At 68.3% G+C, this 24,122-nt stretch carries 12 protein-coding genes; 10 read left to right on the top strand and 2 right to left on the bottom strand.

The window, feature by feature from the left end; all coding sequences use genetic code 11:
* Nucleotides 1-7 precede the first annotated feature (7 nt).
* Nucleotides 8-1,159: a galactonate dehydratase gene (gene dgoD, locus HEP74_RS11770; RefSeq protein WP_185813045.1), complete on the bottom strand. Its 1,152-nt coding sequence runs from the start codon at nucleotides 1,157-1,159 to the stop codon at nucleotides 8-10.
* On the bottom strand, nucleotides 1,156-1,776 hold the full coding sequence (locus tag HEP74_RS11765; RefSeq protein WP_185813044.1) for a 2-dehydro-3-deoxy-6-phosphogalactonate aldolase: 621 nt from the start codon (nucleotides 1,774-1,776) through the stop codon (nucleotides 1,156-1,158). The genes dgoD and HEP74_RS11765 overlap by 4 nt, the downstream gene beginning before the upstream one ends.
* Before the next feature lie 332 nt (nucleotides 1,777-2,108).
* Here HEP74_RS11765 and HEP74_RS11760 point away from each other — a divergent pair, with 332 nt between their 5' ends.
* From HEP74_RS11760 to xylA, 10 genes are all read left to right on the top strand, one after another.
* Nucleotides 2,109-3,068 (top strand): LysR substrate-binding domain-containing protein, encoded by a 960-nt coding sequence (locus HEP74_RS11760; protein WP_185813043.1) that lies wholly within the window; start codon nucleotides 2,109-2,111, stop codon nucleotides 3,066-3,068.
* A gap of 462 nt (nucleotides 3,069-3,530) precedes the next feature.
* On the top strand, nucleotides 3,531-6,383 hold the full coding sequence (locus HEP74_RS11755) for a TonB-dependent receptor (protein ID WP_185813042.1): 2,853 nt from the start codon (nucleotides 3,531-3,533) through the stop codon (nucleotides 6,381-6,383).
* A 371-nt stretch (nucleotides 6,384-6,754) separates the two neighbouring features.
* Complete coding sequence (locus HEP74_RS11750; protein ID WP_185813041.1) at nucleotides 6,755-9,487, top strand: TonB-dependent receptor; 2,733 nt, start codon at nucleotides 6,755-6,757, stop codon at nucleotides 9,485-9,487.
* Nucleotides 9,488-9,629: 142 nt separating this feature from the next.
* Entirely contained in the window at nucleotides 9,630-11,855 is a 2,226-nt protein-coding gene (locus tag HEP74_RS11745; protein WP_185813040.1) for a beta propeller repeat protein, read from the top strand.
* Nucleotides 11,856-11,975: 120 nt separating this feature from the next.
* On the top strand, nucleotides 11,976-13,901 hold the full coding sequence (locus HEP74_RS11740) for a sialate O-acetylesterase (protein WP_185813039.1): 1,926 nt from the start codon (nucleotides 11,976-11,978) through the stop codon (nucleotides 13,899-13,901).
* A 17-nt stretch (nucleotides 13,902-13,918) separates the two neighbouring features.
* Nucleotides 13,919-15,637 (top strand): DUF5597 domain-containing protein, encoded by a 1,719-nt coding sequence (locus HEP74_RS11735; RefSeq protein ID WP_185813038.1) that lies wholly within the window; start codon nucleotides 13,919-13,921, stop codon nucleotides 15,635-15,637.
* A 53-nt stretch (nucleotides 15,638-15,690) separates the two neighbouring features.
* On the top strand, nucleotides 15,691-18,582 hold the full coding sequence (locus tag HEP74_RS11730) for a TIM-barrel domain-containing protein (protein WP_185813037.1): 2,892 nt from the start codon (nucleotides 15,691-15,693) through the stop codon (nucleotides 18,580-18,582).
* A gap of 184 nt (nucleotides 18,583-18,766) precedes the next feature.
* Complete coding sequence (locus HEP74_RS11725; RefSeq protein ID WP_185813036.1) at nucleotides 18,767-21,172, top strand: glycoside hydrolase family 95 protein; 2,406 nt, start codon at nucleotides 18,767-18,769, stop codon at nucleotides 21,170-21,172.
* Nucleotides 21,169-22,662 (top strand): xylulokinase, encoded by a 1,494-nt coding sequence (gene xylB / locus HEP74_RS11720; RefSeq protein ID WP_185813035.1) that lies wholly within the window; start codon nucleotides 21,169-21,171, stop codon nucleotides 22,660-22,662. The genes HEP74_RS11725 and xylB overlap by 4 nt, the downstream gene beginning before the upstream one ends.
* 39 nt (nucleotides 22,663-22,701) lie before the next feature.
* On the top strand, nucleotides 22,702-24,042 hold the full coding sequence (gene xylA, locus HEP74_RS11715) for a xylose isomerase (RefSeq protein ID WP_185813034.1): 1,341 nt from the start codon (nucleotides 22,702-22,704) through the stop codon (nucleotides 24,040-24,042).
* Nucleotides 24,043-24,122 lie beyond the last annotated feature (80 nt).

Genomic DNA, 24,122 nt, shown 5'->3' with positions numbered 1-24,122 from the left:
GACTCACTCACCATTCGGCGATGCTGCCGTCGGCGTGGCGCCAGACCGGGTTGTGCCAGTCGGGCGGATTTTCGTTGGCATGGCGCAGGCGCTCCTCGTCGATTTCCACGCCCAGGCCGGGCTTGGGCAGTGCGGCGATGCTGCCGCTGTCGTCGCAGGCGAAGTCTTCCTTGTTGATCACGTAGTCGAGCAGGTCGGCGCCTTCGTTGTAGTGGATGCCGATGCTCTGTTCCTGCAGCACCGCGTTGTGCGAGACGAAATCGACCTGCAGGCAGGCCGCCAGCGCGACCGGGCCGAGCGGGCAGTGCGGGGCCAGGCCGACGTCGTAGGCGTCGGCCATGCTGGCGATTTTCAGGCATTCGGTGATGCCGCCGGCATGCGACAGGTCCGGCTGCAGCAGCGACAGGCCGCCGGCCTGCAGCACCGGTTTGAAGTCGAAGCGCGAGAACATGCGTTCGCCGGCCGCGAGCGGGATCGGCGTGGACGCCGCCAGGCGCGGATAGTATTCGGCCAGTTCCGGCAGCACCGGTTCCTCGACGAACAGCGGCTTGAACGGCTCCAGTTCGCGCAGCAGCACGCGCGCCATCGGCGCGGCGACGCGGCCGTGGAAATCGATGCCGAAGTCGATGCTGGTGCCGAACGCCTCGCGGATCTGCGCGACCTTGGCCACTGCGGCGTCCACCGCGCGCGGCCCGTCGATCAGCTTCATTTCCTCGGTGCCGTTGAACTTGAAGGTGTCGAAGCCCAGCTCGCGGTAACCCTGGATCTGCGCGATGGTCGCCGACGGGCGGTCGCCGCCGACCCAGCGATAGGTCTTCATGCGGTCGCGCACCAGCCCGCCTAGCAGTTCGTACACCGGCACGCCCAGCGCCTTGCCCTTGATGTCCCACAGCGCCTGGTCGATGCCGGCGATGGCGCTCATCAGGATCGGGCCGCCGCGGTAGAAGCCGCTGCGGTACAGCAGTTGCCAGATGTCGTTGATCCGCGACGGATCCTTGCCGATCAGATAGCCGCTCAGCTCGTGCACCGCGGCGTCGACGCTGCGCGCGCGGCCCTCGATCACCGGTTCGCCCCAGCCGGTGATGCCTTCGTCGGTTTCGATCTTCAGGAACAGCCAGCGCGGCGCGGCGTGATAGGTGGTGAGGCGAACGATCTTCATGCGTGGTCCAAGTAGGCTTGGCGGAAGGCGGCGGCCTGCGCCTGGGTCTGCGCCAGCGCCTGCCCGGGCCGGTACAGTTCGCCGCCGATGCCGGCGCCGATCGCGCCGGCGGCCAGATAGTCGCGCAGCGTGTCGGTGTTGACTCCGCCGACCACGAACAGCGGCACCGTCGGCGGCAGCACCGCGCGCAACGCGCGCAGGTGGCCGGGGCCGTAGGTGGCGGCCGGGAACAGCTTGAGCATCTGCGCGCCAGCGTCGAGCGCGTCGAAGGCTTCGCTGGCGGTGGCGAAGCCGGCCACCACCTGCAGGCCGCGCGCGACCGCGTGGCGGATCACCGGCGGCCGCGTGTTCGGGGTGACGATGAAGCGCGCGCCGAGATCGGCGAGGGTGTCGACGTCGGCGATCTTCAGCACGGTGCCGCCGCCGATCCAGCAGCGCTGGCCGAACGCCTGCACCGCCGCGCCGATGCTGTCGGCCCAGCGCGGCGAGTTGAGCGGGATCTCGATCGCGTCGTAACCGGCCTCGGCCAGCGCACCGACATGGTCCAGCGCGTCGTCGGGGGTGAGGCCGCGCAGGATCGCGATCAGGGGAAACTGGAACGGGGAGACGGCGGACATCGGCTTACCTGGCAACGTGCGTGGAGCGAAAGGCGTCCACTGCGACGTCGTCATCGCGCGGCCGCAGTGGCGCGCAGGTGAGCGACCGTCCCGTTGGCGACGAACGGGCGGACGCCATCGACCGGTGCGCTGGCGGATCGTCCTGCTCATCGACGCTGGCGCGGTGCGCCGGCGCCTTCACGAGGCGGGTGTGGCGGTGGGACGGCGTCGCGGCGGGAGTCGCGACTGGCCGATAGCCTGCGCGCGCGAAGATATGCTCGGCAAATGAAATTTTAGACATATGCTATTCCGGTGGTGAATACGCATCTTCTTGCTCAGGACGCTTTCCGTTTATGACCGCTGCCGCCAATCCCTGGTTCAACGCCGCCCGCCTCAAGACCCGGCATCTGTTGCTGCTGCTGCAGTTGCACGAGCACCGCTCGGTGCTGCGCGCGGCCGAGGCGGCGAGCATGACCCAGCCGGCGGCGTCCAAGCTGTTGGCGGAAATGGAGGATCTGCTCGGGGTCAAGCTGTTCGAGCGGCATGCGCGCGGGGTGGAGCCGACCTGGTACGGGCAGGTGCTGATCCGCCGCGCGCGTTCGGCGATGTCGGAGATCGGCCGCGCGCAGGAGGAGATCGCGGCGCTGCGCGAGGGTCGCATGGGCCAGGTCTCGATCGGCACCGTGGTCAATCCGGGCACCAACCTGGTGCCGCAGGCGATCGCCGAGGTCAAGCGCGAGTTCCCCGGCATCCTGGTACGGGTGGAGATGGACTACAGCCGGCCGCTGGTGGCCAAGCTGCTGGACGGCCAACTCGACATCGTCATCGGCCGCATCCTCGGCCCGTACGGCGGCGACGAGCTGGAGTTCGAGCCGCTGGCCGACGAACCGCATTCGGTGGTGGCGCGCGCCGGGCATCCGCTGTCGGCGCGCACCGACCTGCGCCATGCCGACCTGGCGCGCTACGGCTGGGTGCTGCCACCGGTGGACAGCGTGCTGCGCGCGCGGCTGGACGCGATGTTCATGGAGCACGGCGTGCTGCCCCCGCAGAACGTCATTGAGACCTCGTCGTTGCCGGTGATGACCAGCCTGTTGCGCGGCAGCGACCTGCTGGCGGCGCTGCCGGCCGACGCGGTGGCGCCGTACGTGCAGGCCAAGCTGCTGACCGTGCTGCCGATCGCGCTGGGGGTGCGGATGGAGTCGTTCGGCATCATCCGCCGCCGCGACTACATGCTGCCGCCCGGCGCCGAACGCGTCCTGCTGGCGCTGCGCAACGCGGCCAAGCGCCTGTATCCGGAGCGCGCGTCGGGCTGAGCGGAGACCGCGGAGGCGCCGTCTTATGATGCCGGGCGGACGATCGGGCGGATGGTGTGTCGTGGGTCGTGGGTCGGCGACTGTCGGCATGCGGTGCGGAGCGTGGTTACGGTCGACTCAAGGTCCGCTGGTTCGACCTTCTCTAATGCCATCCAGCTAGTCGAAAAAAGTATAGCTTAGCGTGAATTTTTCATTTGCTTAACGCGAAATTCACTTCTAGGCTCAGTCGATCGTGACCGCTGTCGCGGCGCGCCGCTCATTGCGACGCCCGCCACGCCTAGCGATACGGCAGCGAGCCGTTGGCTTGTCGCCGTCACAACCAGCAAGGCGGCGCGTACGCGCGACCGTCATCCGTGTGTGCATGTGTCCTGGGAGGGAAACATCATGTCATCGCGTCACTACCGTGGTCCGGCCTCGCCGACCGCAGCGGTTCGTCATACCTGTCTTTTGCGTCGCTCGGCCATGGCGCTGAGCATCGGCCTGTTGCTCAGCGCGCAGGCGATGGCACAGGACGCCGCGGACAGCAGCAAGAAGAAGAGCGCCGATCCAGTGACCCAGCTCGACGCGATCGAGGTCAAGGGCGTGCGCGCCAGCCTGATCAAGTCGCAGACGATCAAGCACGATGCCGAGCAGATCGTCGACTCGGTCAGTGCCGAAGACATCGGCGCGCTGCCCGACCGCAGCGTCACCGAGACCCTGCAGCGGGTCAGCGGCGTGACCATCGACCATTTCATGGCACGCAACGATCCCGATCATTTCTCCGCCGAAGGCAGCGGCGTGATGATCCGCGGCATGACCCAGGTGCGCGGCGAGCTCAACGGGCGCGACAGCTTCAGCGCCGCCAGCGGCCGCGGACTCAGCTTCGAGGACGTGCCGGCCGAACTGATGGCCGGCGTGGACGTGTACAAGAACCCGTCGGCCGAGATCATCGAAGGCGGCCTCGGCGGCACGGTCAACCTGCGCACGCGCATGCCGTTCGACCAGCCGGGCCGGGTGATCGGCTTCACCGCCGACGAGAACTACGGCGACTTCAGCAAGACCTACAAGCCGTCCGGCTCGTTCCTGATCAGCGATCGCTGGAACACCGGCGTCGGCGAGATGGGGCTGATGCTGGACGTTGCCTATTCTGAACTGGCCACCCGCAGCGACGGCATCCAGATGGAGCCGTTCGTGCGCCGTACCGATCCGGCGCTGCTGGCCGGCACCGATTTCGACAAGGTCTACGTGCCTGGCGGCGTCAACTGGCGGCAGTTGGACTTCGAGCGCAAGCGCAAGGGCGTTGCGGGAGCGTTCCAGTGGCGGCCCAGCGACGACACCGAAATCTACGTGCAGTACATGCGCTCCACCTACGACATGAACTGGCAGGAGCGCGCGGCGTTCTTCAACGACGACACCAATGCGGTCGGTCCCGCCCCCGGCACCACCTTCACCTATGACGCTGACGGCCGTTTCGTCAGCGGCTCGCCGGTGTCCAGTTCCTGGCGCGGCAACGTCACCGGCAACGACGGCGTGCGCTTCTACACCGACAACCGCTACTCGCAGCAGAGCACCACCACCTCCGATCTGTCCGGCGGCTTCAGCCACAAGCTCACCAGCAACCTCACCGTGCGCGGCGACATGCAGTTGGTGCAGTCTGAAAGCAATTCGCTGGACTTCACCGTGTTCAGTTCGATCTACCTGCCGGGCCTGAACTTCGACCTGAGCGGCAAGTACCCGTCGGTGTCGATCGCCGATACCAGCTATACCTCCGACCCCTCCAATTATTTCTGGAGCGCGGCGATGGACCACCTGGCCAAGAACCGCGGCCGCGAGCTGGCCACGCGCTTCGACCTGGAATACACCTACGACGACAATGCGTGGCTGCGCACCTTCCGCGCCGGTATCCGCGCCACCGACCGCACCCAGACCAACAAGAACTCCGGCTACAACTGGGGCGTGATCAGCGACAACTGGGCGATGATTCCCGGTACCGCCAACGGGACCGGCCTGGCCGACCTGGCCAGCTACTCGCCCGAGTCCTCGCAGCTGTATTCGTACTCGAACCTGTTCCGCGGCAAGATCGGCGTGCCCAACAGCCTGTACTTTCCCACCAATGCCGCGGTCAAGGACTATGCCGGCACCTCCAAGCTGATCCAGCAGCTGGTGGCGCTGCGCGGCTGGGGCTGGGCGCCGGACCAGTACCAGTTGCAGGACACCAACCGCCAGTTCGAGCGCACCCAGGCGGCCTACGCGGTGTTGTACTTCGGCAACGACAACGCGCTGGGCGTGCCGGTGGACGGCAACGTCGGCGTGCGCATCGTGCAGACTAAGACCGAGGCCGCCGGCTACGGCCAGTTCCCCGACCTGTCGGCCACCGCGGGGTCGGACGCGCTCAAGGCGCAATACACCGGGCAGTTTTTCCCCAACAACGCGCAAGGCAGCTACACCAACGTGCTGCCGAGCTTCAACATGCGCTTCAAGTTCTCCGATGCGCTGCAGTGGCGCATCGCCGCGTCCAAGGCGATGGCGCGTCCGGACTACATCCAGCTGCAGCCCTATCTGTTGCTGGAGGCGACCACCGAGGACGACGGCAGCGTGTCCAAGTGGACCGGCACCGCGGGCAATCCGAACCTCAAGCCGATGAAGGCCACCCAGTACGACACCGCGCTGGAATGGTATTTCGACACCAGCGACATGATGTACCTGACCCTGTTCTACAAGAGCGTCAAGGACTACATCTCCACCCAGACCACCACCGAGACCTACGGTGGCCAGGACTGGCTGGTGACGCGGCCGTTCAACATGGCCAAGGGCCGCATCCGCGGTTTCGAATACGGCTACACGCAGTTCTTCGACTCGTGGCCGGGCTGGCTGAGCGGCTTCGGCGTCAATGCCAACTTCACCTTCGTGGACAGCAGCGGCGGCGTGAATTCGGCGACCGATCCGTATACGCAGACCACCGTCACCGGGGTGAGCCTGCCGCTGGAAGGCCTGTCGCGGCGCAGCTACAACCTCGCCGGCATCTACGAGAAGGGGCCGTTGTCGGTACGCCTGGCCTACAACTGGCGTTCGCGCTACCTGCTGACCGCCAGCGACGTGTCGACCAAGCTGCCGACCTGGTCGGACGACTACGGCCAGCTCGACGCTTCGGTGTTCTATCGGTTCACCCCGCACCTGCAGCTCGGTGTCCAGGCCAACAACCTGACCAATACCGTGACCAAGGTGTTGATGGGGCCGACCTCCTATGCCGACGGCGAGGTCGACAACCACCTGTACACGCGCAGCTGGTTCGTCAACGACCGCCGCTACTCGCTGGTGCTGCGCGGCAACTGGTAAGCGGCATCCGCCAAGGCGTTTCCTGGCCCGCATGCGCCCCGCGCATGCGGGCTTTTTCGTGCCGCCGCTCCGAAACCGGCGCTGCCTTGCAGGTGCGCCGCTATTCATGGTTGTGCACGTGTTTCGTATGTAAAAAAAGGTATAGCTAACTGTAAATATTTCATTGGTTTGCGTGGGCGACTGCGACCTATTCTCACCTCCGAGTCGTGATCGCTTTCGATCGCGTGCGCGTCGCGATCATCCCGTGCGCGTCCGGACTTGCGGCCAGCACTCCATTTCGACCCGGTGCGGCCGGACAACTAGAAGCGGCGACGTTGCCCTTGGCGCGATCGCCAGATCGTTTGCACATTGTGTCCTGGGAGGGAAACACCATGTCAGCGCCCCATCACCATTGTCCGCCTGCGCGGACCGTGGCGCCCCGTGCTACCCGTTCGATTTCCGGCTGCGGCGTGCGCCGCTCCGCCATTGCCCTGGCCGTCGCCGCGCTGGTCGCCGCGTCCGCCGCGCAGGCTCAGCAAGCCGAGCAGACCGCGCCTGCGCAGGCCGACGCTGCCACCACGCAACTGGATACGGTGCAGGTCAGCGGCACCCGCAGCAGCGTGACCAAGGCGCAGCTGGTCAAGCAGAATTCCGAGCAGATCGTCGACTCGATCGTGGCCGAGGACATCGGCAAGCTGCCCGACAACAACGTCGCCGAGGCGCTGCAGCGCATCTCCGGCGTGCAGATCGCGCGCAACTACGGCGAGGGCAGCAGCATCGCGATTCGCGGCCTGACCCAGGTCCGCACCGAGCTCAACGGCCGCGACATCTTCACCGCCAACGACGGCCGCGGCCTGAGCTTCGAGGACGTGTCGGCGGAACTGCTGGCCGGCGTCAACGTCTACAAGAATCCGTCCGCGGACATGATCGAAGGCGGCCTGGGCGGCACCGTCGACCTGCGCACGCGCCTGCCGTTCGACTACGACGGGCGCAAGATCGCCGGCAGCGTGCAGTACAACCACTACGACCTGGCCGACGACAGCAAGCCGGCGTTCTCCGGCATGTACAGCGACCGCTGGCAGACCGGCATCGGCGAGATCGGCCTGCTGCTGAACTACTCGCAGCAGACCAGCCCGTTCCGCCAGGACACCATCTCCATCGAGCCGTGGTACACGCAGACCGATCTGCCTGGCTACGAAGGCCAGGGCATCTCGGTGCCGCATGGCGCCGGCACCAACACCACGGTCGGCGAGCGCAAGCGCAAGACCGGCGCGTTCGCGCTGCAGTGGCGGCCCAACGACGACGTCGAGGTCACCGCGCAGGTGCTGCGCTCGGACTACGATTTCCGCTGGCACGACTATTCGTTCTTCGCCTACAGCGGGCAGAACCCGATGCAGGGCTACGACGACATCGTGGTCAACGACCGCAACGAGTTCGTCAGCGGCACGTTCCAGAACACCCCGGCCGATTCCAACACCAGCCTGACCGAGCGCCATTCGGTGACCACCGACTACGCGCTGGGCGCCAAGTGGACGGTGTCGCCGAACCTGACACTGAGCACCGATTTCCAGTACATCGATGCCACCACCAAGGGCACGCGCTACATCCTCGGCACCGGCATGGACACCACGCCGCTGTACACCATCGACTTCCGCGGCGACCTGCCGCGCCTGTCGGTGACCGATGCCGCCGGCAACCCGGGCTACCTGGCCGACCAGGCCAACTACAGCGGCTGGAAGTTCCACCTGGACAACAAGGACGATAACAAGGCCACCGAGTTCGCCTGGCGCAGCGACATGGACCTGGCGTTCGACGACAGCTTCGCGCGCAGCTTCAAGGCCGGCGTGCGCTATACCGACCGCGACGCGCAGAACAAGGGCAACGTGTGGCGCTACATGTACCTGGGCGCGCCGTTCTCGCAATACCCCGATGCACAGGTGATGCAGAATCCGATCACCGATTTCTTCCGCGGCGATTCGCAGACCTTCGGCCCCAGGCTGACCCCGTCCGACACGCTGGTCGACAACTACGCGGAAGCGTTGAAGGTGTTCGGCGCCTCGCCGCTGAGCTTCGCGCCAAACAACATCAACGGCCAGGGCGAGAAGACCTACGCCGCCTACGGCGTGCTGCGCTTCGGCGTGGACAGCGGCGCGATTCCGTTCGACGGCAATATCGGCCTGCGCATCGTGCGCACCAAGGTCGACTCGCAGGGCGTGCGCACCGGCACCGACGCCGAGGGCGGCGGCCTGCTGCCGGTGGACGTGCAGCAGACCTACACCGACGTGTTGCCGAGCCTGAATCTGCGGTGGATGCTCACCGACACGCTGCAGTGGCGCTTCGCCGCCTCGCGCGGCATCTCGCGCCCGGATCTCAACGAGCTCAACCCGAACCTGAGCCTGGGCACCGCCACCGGCAGCGACGGCACCACCCGCCGTACCGGCTCGGCCGGCAATCCCGACCTGCGGCCGATGAAGGCCGACCAGTTCGACACCGCGCTGGAGTGGTACTTCGGCAAGGGCTCGATGATGTATGGCACGGTGTTCTACAAGAAGGTCGACGGCTTCATCGCCGATGCCGTGTTCGAGGAAGTCTATGGCGGGCAGACCTGGGAGATCACCCGCCCGGTCAACGGCAAGGACGGCAGGATCAAGGGCGCGGAGCTGGGCTATACCCAGTTCTTCGATTTCCTGCCGGGCTGGCTGAGCGGCTTCGGCCTGCAGGCCAACTACACCTACGTGGACAGCGAGGCGCCGAGCCCGACCGCCACCGACACCAACGGCCAGGCGCTGACGGTGCCGTTGCAGGGCTTGTCCAAGAACAGCTACAACCTGATCCTCAGCTACGAGCTGTCGCGCTTCCAGGCGCGCGTGGCCTACAACTGGCGCAGCGACTGGCTGGTGACCACGGCCGGCAACGGCACCGGCAATCTGCCGGTGTACAACAAGGGCTTCGGTCAGCTGGACGCGTCGGTGCGCTACAACATCGACGACGTGTGGTCGGTGTCAGTGGATGGGGTCAACCTGCTCGATACCCGCAACGAGAGCTACCTGGGCGTGGAATCGCGCTACCGCGACTTCGTGATCAACGACCGTCGCTATGGCCTGACCCTGCGCGCCAGCTTCTGAGCACGGCGCAGTCGATCCGCTCTTGCCCGCGCAGCGTGGCCGGAGCGGGGCTTTCCTGCCGATGGCGTGGCCGTCGGTTGCAATCGGAGTAGGGCGCACGATGCGGCAACATCGCTTGCTGGGATTCGACGCAGTGCCTGGCATGTCGCAGCGTGCCGGGCGGCTGCGTTTGGCCTGGTGGGCTCTGCTGCTTTCCTTGCTGTGCAGCGTGGTTCCGGCACTCGCGGCGCCGTCGCTGCCTTACCAGTTCCGCAGCGTCGCCATCGGCGGCGGCGGTTTCGTCAGCGGCCTGCTGTTCCATCCGGCGCAGCAGGGCCTGCTGTATGCGCGCACCGACGTCGGCGGCGCCTACCGCTGGGACGCCGCGTCCGCGCACTGGGTCGCCTTGACCGACTGGCTCGGGCCGGACGACCAGAACCTGATGGGCATCGATGCGTTCGCGATCGACCCGCACGATCCGCAGGCGCTGTACCTGGCCGCGGGCACCTATCTGCACCCGCGCGCAGGTAATGCGGCGATCCTGCGTTCGCACGACCAGGGGCGCAGCTTCGTGCGCACCGATCTGCCGTTCAAGCTGGGCGGCAACGAACTGGGCCGCGGCAACGGCGAACGGCTCGCGGTCGACCCCAACGATGGCCGCGTGTTGCTGCTCGGTTCGCGCGATGCCGGCCTGTGGCGCAGCGCCGACCGCGGTGCGCATTGGCAGCGGGTAAATTCCTTTCCGGCGGTGGCCACCGGGCCGTCGGCCAGCGCGGAAAACCATGCCGGACGCCGCCAGCAGGTGGGGATCTCCTTCGTACTGTTCGACCCGGCCAGCGCCGCCGGCGCTGGCGCTTCGCAGCGGATCTACGTCGGCGTGTCCACGCCGGAACAGAGCGTGTTCGAATCCGCGGACGGCGGACGCAGCTGGCGGCCGCTGCCGGGGCAGCCGACCGGATTGCGCCCCAGCCACATGGTGCGTTCCAGTGCCGGCATCTACTACCTCAGCTACGGCGACCAGCCGGGTCCGGACCTGATGGCCGACGGCGCGGTCTGGAAGTACGAACCGGCCGCGGCACGCTGGACCGACATCACCCCGGTGCCGCAACCGCGCAGCGGGCCGGGCTTCGGTTGGGGCGCGGTGGCGGTGGACCCGCGCCAGCCGGATACGCTGATCGCCAGCACGTTCCGGCGCTACCAGCCGGGCGAGGACATCTACCGCAGCACCGATGGCGGGCGCAGCTGGGCACCGCTGTTCCCGCGCTCGCGCTTCGTGCACGACGCGGCGCCGTGGACCGCGCAGGCGCGCCCGCACTGGATGGCGTCGCTGGCGATCGATCCGTTCGACAGCGACCGCGCGCTGTTCGTCACCGGCTACGGCATCTGGGCCTCGCGCAACCTGCGCGCCTTCGATGCCGCCGATGGCGTGGTGCAGTGGTGGTTCGCCGACGCCGGGCTGGAGGAAACGGTGCCGCTGGACCTGCTCAGCCCGGCGCAGGGCGCGCACTTGCTCAGCGCGCTCGGCGACATCGATGGCTTCCGCCACGATCGCCTGGACCGCGCGCAGTCGCAGTTCGCCGGGCCGCGGCTGACCAACGGCGAGAGCATCGATGCCGCCGGCCAGGCACCGCAGCTGGTGGTGCGCAGCGGTACGCTGCGCGAGCGGCGCGACGGCGAGGTGCGCGCGGCATGGTCGCGCGATGGCGGCGCCAGTTGGACGGCATTCGCCAGCGAGCCGCCGGTGGGCGAGGGCGCCGGGCATATCGCGATCAACGCCGACGGCAGCCGCGTGATCTGGTCGCCGCGCAACGGCGGCAGCGCCTGGGCCAGCGACGACTGGGGCCGGCAGTGGCAGCGCGTGGAAGGCTCCTCGGGCAGCTTGCTGATCGAGGCCGACCGGGTCGATCCGCAGCGCTGGTACGCGGTGGATGCGGCCGGCGGCCGTTTTTCTCTCAGCGAGGACGGCGGCCGCCGGTTTCGCGACAGCGGCGTCGAGGTCGGCGCGCCGTCCGCTGCCGAGCGCACCCGCCCGCAGCTGCGCCCGGATCCGGCGCGAGCCGGTGTGGTCTACCTGGCCAGTCCCAGCCACGGCGTGCTGCGCTGGCAGGACGGCCGTCTGACCGTGCTGTCGAAGGTGGACGAGGCGCGCTCGCTGGGCCTGGGCCGGGCGCCGCGCGATGGCGCCGCGCCGATGCTGTTCCTCGCCGGCAGCGTGGACGGCGTTGGCGGGCTGTTCCGTTCCGAAGACGAGGGCAAACACTGGCAGCGGATCGACGACGACGCGCACCGTTTCGGCCGCCCCTATGCCGTCACCGGCGATCCGCGCGTGGTCGGCCGCGTCTACTTCGCCACCGGCGGCCGAGGCATTTTCTATGGCGATGCACCGTAATCCTTGCGGCCAACGCAGCGTCCGCATCCTTGCGCCGGCACGCGCAGGCGGCGCTGCGCCATGCTTCCTCTTGCCGTGCGCGCCGACGCCGGCCGCACCCATCACCCCAGGATCGATCCGATGAGCGCACGCCCGACCCGTTGTCTGCGATGGCTGGCCGTAGTGGCGTTGGCTGCGTTGCCCGCATCGGCCTGGGCGGAGTTGCAGCTGCCGTTGCTGTTCGCCGACGGCGCGGTGCTGCAACGCGATGTGCCGATGCGCGTGTGGGGCTGGGCCACGCCGGGCGCGCGCATCCAGGTGGGTCTGGACGGTGCCGCGGCGACCGCCGTCGCCGCCGCGGACGGGCGCTGGCAGGCGCAGTTGCCGGCGCATGCGGCCGGTGGACCGTATGCCTTGGAGGTGCAGGGCGACGGTGTGCAACGCCGGATCGGCGATGTGCTGGTCGGCGACGTGTGGCTGGCCAGCGGCCAATCCAATATGGAGTGGCCGCTGGCGCAGGCGCGCGACGGTGCGCGCGAGGTGGCCGCGGCCAACGATCCGCAGCTGCGCCATTTCAAGGTACCCAAGTCGTGGTCGCCGCAGCCGCAGCGGCAACTGGCCGGCGGCGAGTGGAAAGCCGCCACGCCGCAGGACGCCGGCGCGTTTTCCGCGGTCGGCTATTTCTTCGCGCGCGAGTTGCGCAGGAGCACCGGGGTGCCGATCGGCATCATCGACAGCAGTTGGGGCGGCAGCGCGATCGAGGCATGGATGGATGCCGCGGCGCTGGGCATGGATGCCGCGCAGACCGAACACAGCATCGCCGCGCTGCAGGCCAAGGATGCGCAGACCCTGGCTGCGGTGCGGCAGCGCATCGTGCGCTGGCCGGCGGTGGCCGATGGCGCCGAGCAATGGCGCGACGCCGACCTGGACGACAGCGACTGGGACCGGATCGCGGTCGATCGCAACTGGGAGGCCAGCGGCTACGACGGCATGGACGGCATCGCCTGGTACCGCACCGCCTTCACCCTCAGCGCGGAGGAAGCCAAGGCCGGCGTCACCCTGGGGGTCGGCCAGGTAGACGATTCGGACGTCACATACGTCAACGGCCAGCCGGTCGGACATACCGAACAGCGCTGGAACCTGCCGCGCGTGTACCGCGTGCCCGCGGCCGCGCTGCACGCCGGAGTCAACCGCATCGCGGTGCAGGTGACCGACCTCAGTGGCGGTGGCGGCCTGCATGGCGACGACAGCGAACGCTTCGTGCAACTCGGCGACGGCACCAAGCGCCCGTTGCAAGAATGGAAATTCCGCCCGGCCAAGGTGAGCGTGACCCTGGACGACGGCAGGAACCAGCAACCGACGCTGCTGTACAACCGCATGATCCATCCATTGCAGCCGTTCCCGCTCAAGGGCGTGATCTGGTACCAGGGCGAGAGCAATGCCCACGAAGGCGGCGCGCTGCGTTACCGCGAGCAGTTCGCGACCTTGATCCGCAGTTGGCGCCAGGAGCGCGCACAGCCGCAGCTGCCGTTCCTGTGGGTGCAACTGGCCAATTTCCAGGCCGGGTCCGACAAGGGCGACCTGAGCCCGTGGGCGCAGCTGCGCGAATCGCAGTCCATGACCCTGGCGCTGCCGGCGACTGCGCAGGCGGTGACCATCGACATCGGCACGCCCGGCGACATCCATCCGACCAACAAGCAGGACGTCGGCCATCGCCTGGCGCTGGCCGCGCGGCATGTGGCCTATGGCGAACGGCTGGTCTACAGCGCGCCGGTGTTCGCGCAGGCCGAGTTCGGCGGGCATGCGGTCGCGCTGCGTTTCGATCCGATGGGCAGTGCGCTGGCGGTACGCGGCGGCGGCCCGTTGCTGGGCTTCAGCGTGGCCGGCGCCGACCGCCGTTTCCATCCGGCGCAGGCGCGCATCGATGGCGATCGGGTCGTGGTCGAGAGCGCCGAGGTGGCGCAGCCGCAGGCAGTGCGCTATGCCTGGAGCGAAAACCCGGCCGAGGCCAACTTGGTCAACCGCGAGCAGTTGCCCGTTTCCCCCTTCCGAACCGATACCTGGTGACACGGAGTCCGACCCGCATGCATTGCCTCGCTTCCCGCACGCTCCTCGCACGCCGCCGCTGGCGCCCGCTGCTGACCACGGCGCTCGCGCTCGGCCTGGCCGCTTGCGCGCCGGAGCAGGCGGCCATCGATGCCGGGACGGCCAAGCCGGATGCTGCCACACCCGCCGCGGGCCAGCCTGCCGGCGCAGCGGCCGTGGCGCCGGCGCCGATCCCGCAACTGCTCAGCAAGGACGGCAAGCACGCGCTGCTGGTGGATGGCGCACCGTTCCTGATCCTCGGCGCGCAGGTCAATAACTCCAGCAACTATCCCGCCGTCCTGGACAAGGTGTGGCCGGCGATGCAGTTCCTCGGACCCAACACCGTGCAGGTGCCGATCGCCTGGGAGCAGGTGGAACCGGAGGAGGGCAAGTTCGATTTCTCCTTCGTCGACACGCTGCTGGCGCAGGCGCGCGCGCACAAGGTGCGGCTGGTGCTGCTGTGGTTCGGCACCTGGAAGAACAACGGCCCGGCCTACACGCCGCACTGGGTCAAGACCGACAACGTGCGCTTCCCGCGGGTCGTCACCCGCGACGGCAAGACGCTGGGTTCGCTGTCGCCGCTGGCGCCGGCCACACTTGACGCCGATCGCAAGGCCTTCGTCGCCTTCATGAAGCACCTCAAGCAGGCCGATCCGCAGCGCACGGTGCTGATGGTGCAGCCGGAGAACGAGCCGGGCACCTACGGCAGCGTGCGCGATTTTTCGCCGCTGGCGCAGCAGGCCTTCGACGGCCCGGTGCCCGAGGCGCTGCTGCAGAAACTGGGCAAGCCGCCGGGCAGCTGGGCGCAGGTGTTCGGCGCCGACGCCGACGAGTTCTTCCACGCTTGGCATATCGGCCACTTCATCGACCAGGTGGCCGCGGCCGGCAAGGCCGAGTACCCGCTGCCGATGTACGTCAACGCGGCGTTGCGCGGCCCGTTCAATCCCGGCCAGCCCGGTCAGTACGCCAGCGGCGGCCCCACCGACAACGTGCTCGACGTGTGGAAGGCCGCTGCGCCGCACATCGACCTGCTGGCGCCGGACATCTACATGCCCGAGCACCGCACGTACACCACGGTGCTGGAGCGCTACGCGCGGCCGGACAACGCGCTGTTCGTGGCCGAGACCGGCAACCGGCCCGAATACGCGCGCTACCTGTACGCCGCGCTCGGCCACGACGGCATCGGCTGGTCCACCTTCGGCATGGACTACACCCGCTATTCCAACTATCCGCTCGGCGCCAAGGTGGTCGACGAGCCGACCATGGCCCCGTTCGCGCTGGGCTTCAAGGCGGTGGGCATGGGCATGCGGCCGTTCGCCAAGGCCGCTGCGGAAGGCAAGCTGCACGGCACCGCCGAGGAACCCGGCCAGCCGGTGCAGGAGTTGCGCCTCAACGAGCGCTGGAGCGCGACCATCACCTATGGCGTGCCGCAGTTCTGGTTCAAGGGCACGCCGCCCGGCAATCCCGAGCCGACCGGCGCGGCGCTGATCGCCGAACTGGGCCCGGACGAATTCCTGGTTACCGGCTACCACGTGCGGGTGACCCTGCACCCGGCCAGCGCCGCGACCGCGAACATGGTCTACGACCGGGTCGAGGAAGGCTTCTACGATGACACGCAGTGGCGGTTCCAGCGCAACTGGAACGGCGATCAGACCGACTACGGCGTCAATTTCTCCGATGTGCCGCAATTGCTAAAGATCACGCTGGCCACCTACTGACACCTCGGCGCCGCCAGCGTGCGGCGCCGTCACCCGCTACAGAGGGAGTGAACATGTACAACGCGAACCGTCCCGTCCGCCCGGCGATGAAGCCGCTGCCGCGCCTGCTGGCCTTGTCGCTGGCGCTGCTCGCCGCCGGCATCCACGCGCAGGAAGTGAAGAAGGACGCCGACGGCGTCACCGTGCACCCCAGCGCCAAGGGCGCCGCGCCGGTGCGGCTGCAGGTGGTGGACAGCGGCATCATCCGCGTCAGCGCCGATCCGGACGGCGATTTCAAGCGCACCCCGAGCCTGATGCGGGTGCCGGTGCAGGGCGACACCGCCTACCAGTTCGACGAGCAGGGCGACACGGTGCGGGTCAGGACCACCAAGGTCACCGCGCAGGTGTCCACGGTCGATGGCCATGTCAGTTTCGCCGACGCCGAGGGCAAGCCGCTGCTGGCGGAAGTGGCCGGCGGGCGCAGCTTCGCGCCGCTGAAGGTGGAGGGCACCTCCTACCTGAGCACGCGCCAGCGCTTCGCCTCGCCCGACGACGAAGCCTTCTACGGCTTGGGCCAGCACCAGCAGGGCTGGATGAACCAGAAGGGCCGCAACGTCGAGCTGCTGCAGAGCAATATCGACCTGGCGGTGCCGTACCTGGTGTCCAGCCGCAACTACGGCATCCTGTGGGACAACAATTCGATCACCCGCATGGGCGACCCACGCGGCCTGCAGCCGCTGCCGGCGTCGCTGAAGCTGTACGACGCCAAGGGCAAGCCGGGCGCGCTGACCGCGCGCTATTCGGTCAACGGCAAGCAGGTGGTCGAGCGCCGCGAGAAGGAACTCAACTACCAGTACATCAAGGACCTGGCCAAGTTCCCGGCCAAGGCCAAGCCCAGCGACAAGAGCCGCATGCAGGTCAGCTGGGAAGGCGAGATCGAGGCCAGGAGCGGCGGCGAGCACAGCTTCTCGCTGTACTCCAGCGAGTACGCCAAGCTGTGGGTCGACGGCAAGCTGGTGGTCGACCGCTGGCGCCAGAACTGGAACCCGTGGCACAACGAGTTCACCCTGGCGCTGCAACCGGGCCAGCGCCACAAGATCAAGGTCGAGTGGGACCTGATCGACCCGAGCTACATCGCGCTGCTGCACCGCGACCCGCTGCCGGCGGCCGAGGCCAAGGACCTGTCGCTGTGGTCCGAGGCCGGGCAGATGATCGACTACTACTTCGTCGCCGGCGCCGACGCCGACCAGGTCATCGCCGGCTACCGCGAACTGACCGGCAAGGCGGTGCTGCTGCCGAAGTGGGCCTACGGTTTCTGGCAGAGCCGCGAACGCTACAAGAGCCAGGACGAGTTGGTGGCCGCGCTGGCCGAGTACCGCAAGCGCAAGCTGCCGATCGACAACATCGTGCTCGACTGGTCGTACTGGCCGCAGGACGCGTGGGGCTCGCACGACTTCGACAAGGCGCACTTCCCCGATCCGGATAGCATGGTCAAGTCGGTGCACGACATGCACGCGCAGATCATGATCTCGATCTGGCCGAAGTTCTATCCGACCACCGCCAACTACAAGGAACTCGACGCCGCCGGGCACATGTACAAGCGCAACGTCGAAGTCGGCGAGCTGGACTGGATCGGCAAGGGCTACAAGAACTCGTTCTACGATCCGTATTCGGCCGACGCGCAGGCGATCTACTGGCGCCAGATCAACGACAAGCTCAACAGCAAGGGCTTCGACGCCTGGTGGATGGACGCCGACGAGCCGGACGTGCACTCCAACCTGGACATCGGCGAGCGCAAGGCGCGCACCACGCCGACCGCGCTGGGCCCGTCCACCGAGTTCTTCAATTCCTATCCGCTGCCGCACACCCATGGCGTCTACGAAGGCGACCGCGCCGCCGACGGCAAGCGCGTGTTCATCCTATCGCGCAAGGGCTATGCCGGCACCCAGCGCAATGCGGTGGCGGTGTGGAGCGGCGACATCGTCTCGCGTTGGGACGACATGCGCGACCAGATCTCCGCCGGCGTCAACGTCTCCATGTCCGGCCTGCCGAACTGGACCTTCGACATCGGCGGCTTCGCGGTGGAGAAGCGTTACGAGGACCAGGACCCGGCGCACCAGACCGAATGGCGCGAGCTCAACACGCGCTGGTTCCAGTTCGGCGCGTTCGTGCCGCTGTTCCGCTCGCACGGCCAGTTCCCGTTCCGCGAGATCTGGAACATCGCCCCGGAAGGCACGCCGTACTACGCGAGCATGGCCTACTACAGCCGTCTGCGGTATGCCTTGCTGCCGTACATCTACACGCTCGCCGGCGACACCTATCACCACGACGGGGTGATGATGCGCGGCCTGCCGATGGACTTCCCGCACGATCCCAAGGTCGCCGACATCAACGACGAGTACCTGTTTGGACCGGCCTTCCTGGTCGCGCCGGTGACCCGTTTCGGCGCCACCTCGCGCCAGGTCTACCTGCCGGCCGGGACCTCGTGGATCGACTTCAATAGCGGCAAGCGCTACGACGGCGGCCAGAGCATCGACGCCGCCGCGCCGCTGCAGCGCATGCCGCTGTTCGTGCGCGCCGGTGCCATCGTGCCCACCACCACCGTGCAGCAATACGTGGACGAGGTGCCGAACGCGCCGCTGACCGTGGTCGTCTATACCGGCGCCGACGGCCAGTTCTCGCTGTACGAGGACGACGGCAAGGGCTATGGCTACGAGAAGGGCGAGTTCAGCCGCATTCCGCTGCGCTGGAACCAGGCCAAGGGCGTGCTGACCATCGGCGCGCGCGAAGGCAGCTGGCCGGGCATGCTGGCCAAGCGCACCATCAACGTGCGCTTCGTCGATGGTGTGCGCGAGGAGACCGGGGCACTGGAGCCCAAGGCCGACGCCAGCGTGCAATACAGCGGCAAGCCCTTGAACGTGGCGCGCAAGGCCGCGAAGGGTGCCAAGCGCAGCAAGGCGAAGTGATGGCCGCGGTACGCGGCAACCCGGGCGGGAACGGTGCCGTGGCGCGGGTGGCGTTGCGGCGTGTTTGCGGCGCGAGCGGTGCCGCTTCGCGCCCGGATTCGCTATGGGGTCAGTGTGGGCGAGTGGCCTGCGCCTGCCTCGCTTGGCCGCACGTGCGTCCGCCGCAGGCGAACGGAGGTGCAGGATGCGCATTACGTTGACCCGCCGCGAACTGTGCAAGGCGATCGGCGGCGGCCTGGTCGCCGGTCTCGCGGTGCCGGGCGCTGCGCTCGCTGCTGGTGCCGATGCCGATGCCGGTGCCGAGACTGCGGGCGTGCCGGTACCGGCAATTGCCGCCGAACCGGCCGCGCTGCAGCTGTGGTACCCGCGCCCGGCCACGCAATGGGTGGAGGCGCTGCCGGTCGGCAACGGCCGGCTCGGTGCGATGGTGTGGGGCGGCATCGCCCACGAACGCCTGCAGTTGAACGAAGACACGCTGTATGCGGGCCAGCCCCACGATGCGACCTCGCCGGAGGCGTTGGCGGCGTTGCCGCAGGTGCGCGCGTTGATCTTCGCCGGCCGCTACGCCGAGGCCGAGGCATTGGCCGATGCGAAGATGCTGTCGCGCCCGCGCAAGCAGATGCCGTACCAGCCGCTGGCCGATTTGCTGCTCGACTACGACCGTGCCGACGGCATCGACGGCTATCGGCGCGAACTCGACCTGGACACCGCGCTGGCCAGCACCCGCTTTGTCTCGGGCGACGCCACGCATGTGCGCGAGGTGTTCGTCTCGCCAACCGAACAGTGCATCGTGGTGCGCCTGTCCTGCGATCACCCCGGCCGCATCTCGCTGCGCATCGGCATCGACAGCCCGCAGGCCGGCGAGGTCACCGAAGAGCAGGGTGCGTTGCTGTTCGCCGGGCGCAACGCCGGTTTCGCCGGCATCGAAGGCGGGCTGCGCTTCGCGTTGCGCGTGCTGCCGCAGGCCACTGGCGGCCAGACCCGCATCGAGCGCGGGCGGATCCGCATCGAAAACGCCGACGAGGTGGTGCTGCTGCTGACCGCCGCCACCAGCTACCGCCGCTACGACGACGTCGGCGGCGATCCGCTCGCGCTCAGCGCCACGCAACTGCGCAAGGCGGCGGCGCTGCCCTATGCGCAGTTGCTGCAGCGGCATCTGGCCGAACACCGGCGGCTGTTCCGCCGGGTCGCGATCGACCTGGGCAGCAGCGCCGCCGCGCAGCTGCCCACCGACGAACGCGTGCGCCGCTACGCCGACGGCAACGATCCGGCGCTGGCCGCGCTCTACCACCAGTACGGCCGCTATCTGCTGATCAGCAGTTCGCGGCCGGGCAGCCAGCCGGCCAACCTGCAAGGCGTGTGGAACGACCTGATGCAGCCGCCGTGGGAGAGCAAGTACACGATCAACATCAATACCGAGATGAACTACTGGCCCAGCGAAGCCAACGCCCTGCACGAATGCGTGGAACCGCTGGAAGCCATGCTGTTCGATCTGGCAGAAACCGGCGCCCGCACTGCGCGGGCGATGTACGACGCGCCGGGCTGGGTGGTGCACAACAACACCGACCTGTGGCGCCTGGCCGGGCCGGTCGACGGCGTGAAGTGGAGCCTGTGGCCGATGGGCGGCGTCTGGCTGCTGCAACAGCTGTGGGACCGCTGGGACTACGGCCGCGACCGCGCCTACCTGCAGCGCATCTATCCCTTGTTCAAGGGCGCGGCCGAGTTCTTCGTCGCCACCCTGGTACGCGATCCGCAGACCGGCGCGATGGTGACCAACCCGTCGATGTCGCCGGAGAACCGGCATCCGTTCGGCGCCGCGCTGTGCGCTGGCCCGGCGATGGACGCGCAATTGTTGCGCGATCTTTTTGCGCAGTGCATCAAAATGGGCCGCTTGCTGGGCGTGGACGCGGCCTTCGGCGAGCGCCTGGCGGCGCTGCGCGCACAGCTGCCGCCGGACCGCATCGGCGGCGCCGGGCAACTGCAGGAGTGGCAGCAGGACTGGGACATGCAGGCCCCGGAAATCCACCATCGCCACGTCTCGCATCTGTATGCGCTGCATCCGTCCAGCCAGATCAACCTGCGCGACACCCCGGCGTTGGCCGCCGCCGCCCGGCGCTCGCTGCAGCTCCGCGGTGATAGCGCTACCGGTTGGGGCCTCGGCTGGCGTCTGAACCTGTGGGCGCGGCTGCACGACGGCGAGCACGCGCATCGTATTCTGGCGATGCTGCTGGCGCCCGAGCGCACCTATCCGAATCTGTTCGACGCGCATCCGCCGTTCCAGATCGACGGCAACTTCGGCGGCACCGCGGGCATCACCGAAATGCTGCTGCAGAGTTGGGGCGACAGCATCTGGCTGTTGCCGGCGCTGCCGCAGGCCTGGCCGCAGGGGCAGGTGCGCGGTCTGCGCGTGCGCGGTGCGGCGGGCGTGGATCTGGCCTGGCGCGATGGCCGCCTGCAGCATGCGCGACTGAGCAGCGAGCGTGGCGGGCACTACACTTTGGTTTACGGCGGGCACACCCTGACCGCCGATCTTTCTCCTGGAGCGACGATGGAACTGGGTTTGCACGACGATCGGCTGGTGCGGCAATGAGTCTGTACATCGGCCTGGACGTGGGCACGCAGAGCGTCAAGCTGCTCGCCTACGATGCGGATAGCCGCCGCGTGGTCGCCACGCACGGCCATGCGCTGGAACTGATCAGCCGCGACGACGGCACCCGCGAGCAGCAGGCGCAGTGGTGGATCGACGGCATCGTCGCCTGCTTCGCCGCGCTGACCTCCGAGCAGCGCGCGCAGGTGCGCGCGATTTCGGTGTCCGGGCAGCAGCACGGCTTCGTGCCGGTGGATTCGCAAGGGCAGGTCACCGCGCCGGTCAAGCTGTGGTGCGACACCAGCACCCAGCTGGAGTGCGAGGAGATCATGCAGGCCGCCGGCGGCGAACAGCGCTGCGTGGAACTGGCCGGCAATCCGATCCTGGCCGGCTACACCGCCTCCAAGCTGCCGTGGACGCGCAAGCACCGCAGCGACGCGTACGCCGCGATGACCTCGGTGCTGCTGCCGCACGACTACGTCAATTTCTGGCTCACCGGCGAGCGCTACACCGAGTTCGGCGATGCTTCCGGCAGCGGCTGGCTGGACGTGCGCACCCGGCAGTGGTCGGCGCCGCTGCTGCAGGCGATCGATCCGCAGCGCGACCTGGCCGCGGCGCTGCCGCCGCTGGTGCCGACCGAAACCACCTTCGCCCTGTCCGCGGCCGCGGCGCAGACCCTGGGCCTGCCGCGCGACGTGCGCGTGGCCACCGGCGGCGGCGACAACATGATGGCCGCGATCGGCACCGGCAACGTGGTGCCCGGGCGGCTGACGATGAGCCTGGGCACGTCCGGCACGCTGTTCGCGTACGCCGATCGGCCGGTGGTGGACGATGCCGCGCGCTGGGCCGCGTTCTGCTCGTCCAGCGGCGGCTGGCTGCCGCTGATCTGCACGATGAACTGCACCGTGGCCACCGAGACCATCTCGCGCCTGTTCGGGATCAAGACCGGGCAGGGCGAGGCCTTGCTCGAGGCCACCGCGCCCGGCGCTGGCGGGCTGGTGTTGCTGCCGTTCTTCAACGGCGAGCGCACCCCGAACCTGCCGGCCGCGCGCGGCTGCATGACCGGCATGGACCTGCACAACACCACCCCGGCGCATTTCTACCGCGCGGCGATGGAAGGCGCCAGCTACAGCCTGCGCAACGGCTTCGACGCCTTCGTCGATGCCGGGCTGGCGTTCGATTCGATCTACGTCACCGGCGGCGGCAGCAAGAGCGCCGGCTGGCGGCAGTTGATCGCCGACCTGTTCGGCTTGCCGGTGCACGTGCCGGCGCAGGCCGAAGGTGCCGCGTTCGGCGCCGCGCTGCAGGCGCTGTGGGCCGACGGCCACGCGCAGGGCGACCGGGCAAGCCTGGCCGAGGTGGTGCTGCAGCACCAGCAGGACGAGGCGACGTTGTCGGCGCAGCCCGATCCGCAACGCGGCGCGCAGTACCAGGCGCACTACCAGACCTTCTTGAAGCACTTGCACGCCATTGGCCCGCTCTACGCCGGCTGATCCACTTTTTCCCCCGCAAACGCACAGCAGGATTTCGTCATGAGCAACTCCGTCTACATCGGCGCCAAGGAATACTTCCCGGGCATCGGCCGCATCGCGTTCGAAGGCAAGGCCTCGGACAATCCGCTCGCCTTCAAGGTCTACGACGCGAACAAGCGCATCGGCGACAAGACCATGGCCGAGCACCTGCGCTTCGCGGTGGCGTACTGGCACAGCTTCTGCGGCAACGGCGCCGATCCGTTCGGCCCGGGCACGCGCGCCTATCCGTGGGACGCCGGCAGCGACGCGCTGGGCCGCGCCGAGGCCAAGGCCGATGCGGCGTTCGAGTTCTTCACCAAGCTCGGCGTGCCGTACTACTGCTTCCACGACATCGACCTGGCGCCGGACGCCGACGACGTCGGCCAGTACGAGAAGAACCTCACGCACATGGTCGGCATCGCCAAGCAGCGCCAGGCCGACACCGGCATCAAGCTGCTGTGGGGCACCGCCAACCTGTTCTCGCACCCGCGCTACATGAACGGCGCTTCGACCAACCCGGACTTCAACGTGGTCGCGCGCGCGGCGGTGCAGGTCAAGGCCGCGCTCGACGCCACCGTCGAACTGGGCGGCGAGAACTACGTGTTCTGGGGCGGCCGCGAAGGCTATGCCAGCCTGCACAACACGCAGATGAAGCGCGAGCAGGACAACATGGCGCGCTTCTTGACCATCGCCCGCGACTACGGCCGCAGCATCGGCTTCAAAGGCAATTTCCTGATCGAGCCCAAGCCGATGGAGCCGATGAAGCACCAGTACGACTTCGACAGCGCCACGGTGATCGGCTTCCTGCGTCAGCACGGCCTGGACCAGGACTTCAAGCTCAACATCGAGGCCAACCACGCCACGTTGTCGGGCCACAGCTTCGAGCACGACCTGCAGGTGGCCAGCGATGCCGGGCTGCTCGGCAGCATCGACGCCAACCGCGGCAATCCGCAGAACGGCTGGGACACCGACCAGTTCCCGACCGACCTGTACGACACGGTGGGCGCGATGCTGGTGGTGCTGCGCCAGGGCGGGCTGGCGCCGGGCGGCTTGAACTTCGACGCCAAGGTGCGGCGCGAGTCGTCCGATCCGCAGGACCTGTTCCTGGCGCACATCGGCGGCATGGACGCGTTCGCGCGCGGGCTGGAAGTGGCCCATGCGCTGTTGACCGCATCGCCGCTGGAGCAGTGGCGCGCCGAGCGTTACAGCAGCTTCGACAGCGGCGCCGGCGCGGCGTTCGCGGCCGGCAGCAGCACGCTGGCGGAGCTGGCGGCGCACGCGGCCAAGGCCGGCGCGCCGAAGCAGGTCAGCGGCCGCCAGGAAGCCTACGAGAACCTGATCAACCAGTACCTGATCCGCTGATGTGCGCGACGGCCGGCGGCACCCTTGCCGCCGGCCGCGCTGTCCTTCCCCGATGGCGGCCTTCCTTTCTGCACGACACC

It is taken from the genome of Xanthomonas sp. SS (genome assembly GCF_014236835.1).
Taxonomy (GTDB): Bacteria; Pseudomonadota; Gammaproteobacteria; order Xanthomonadales; family Xanthomonadaceae; genus Xanthomonas_A.
This window is presented reverse-complemented; position numbering and strand designations above follow the sequence as displayed.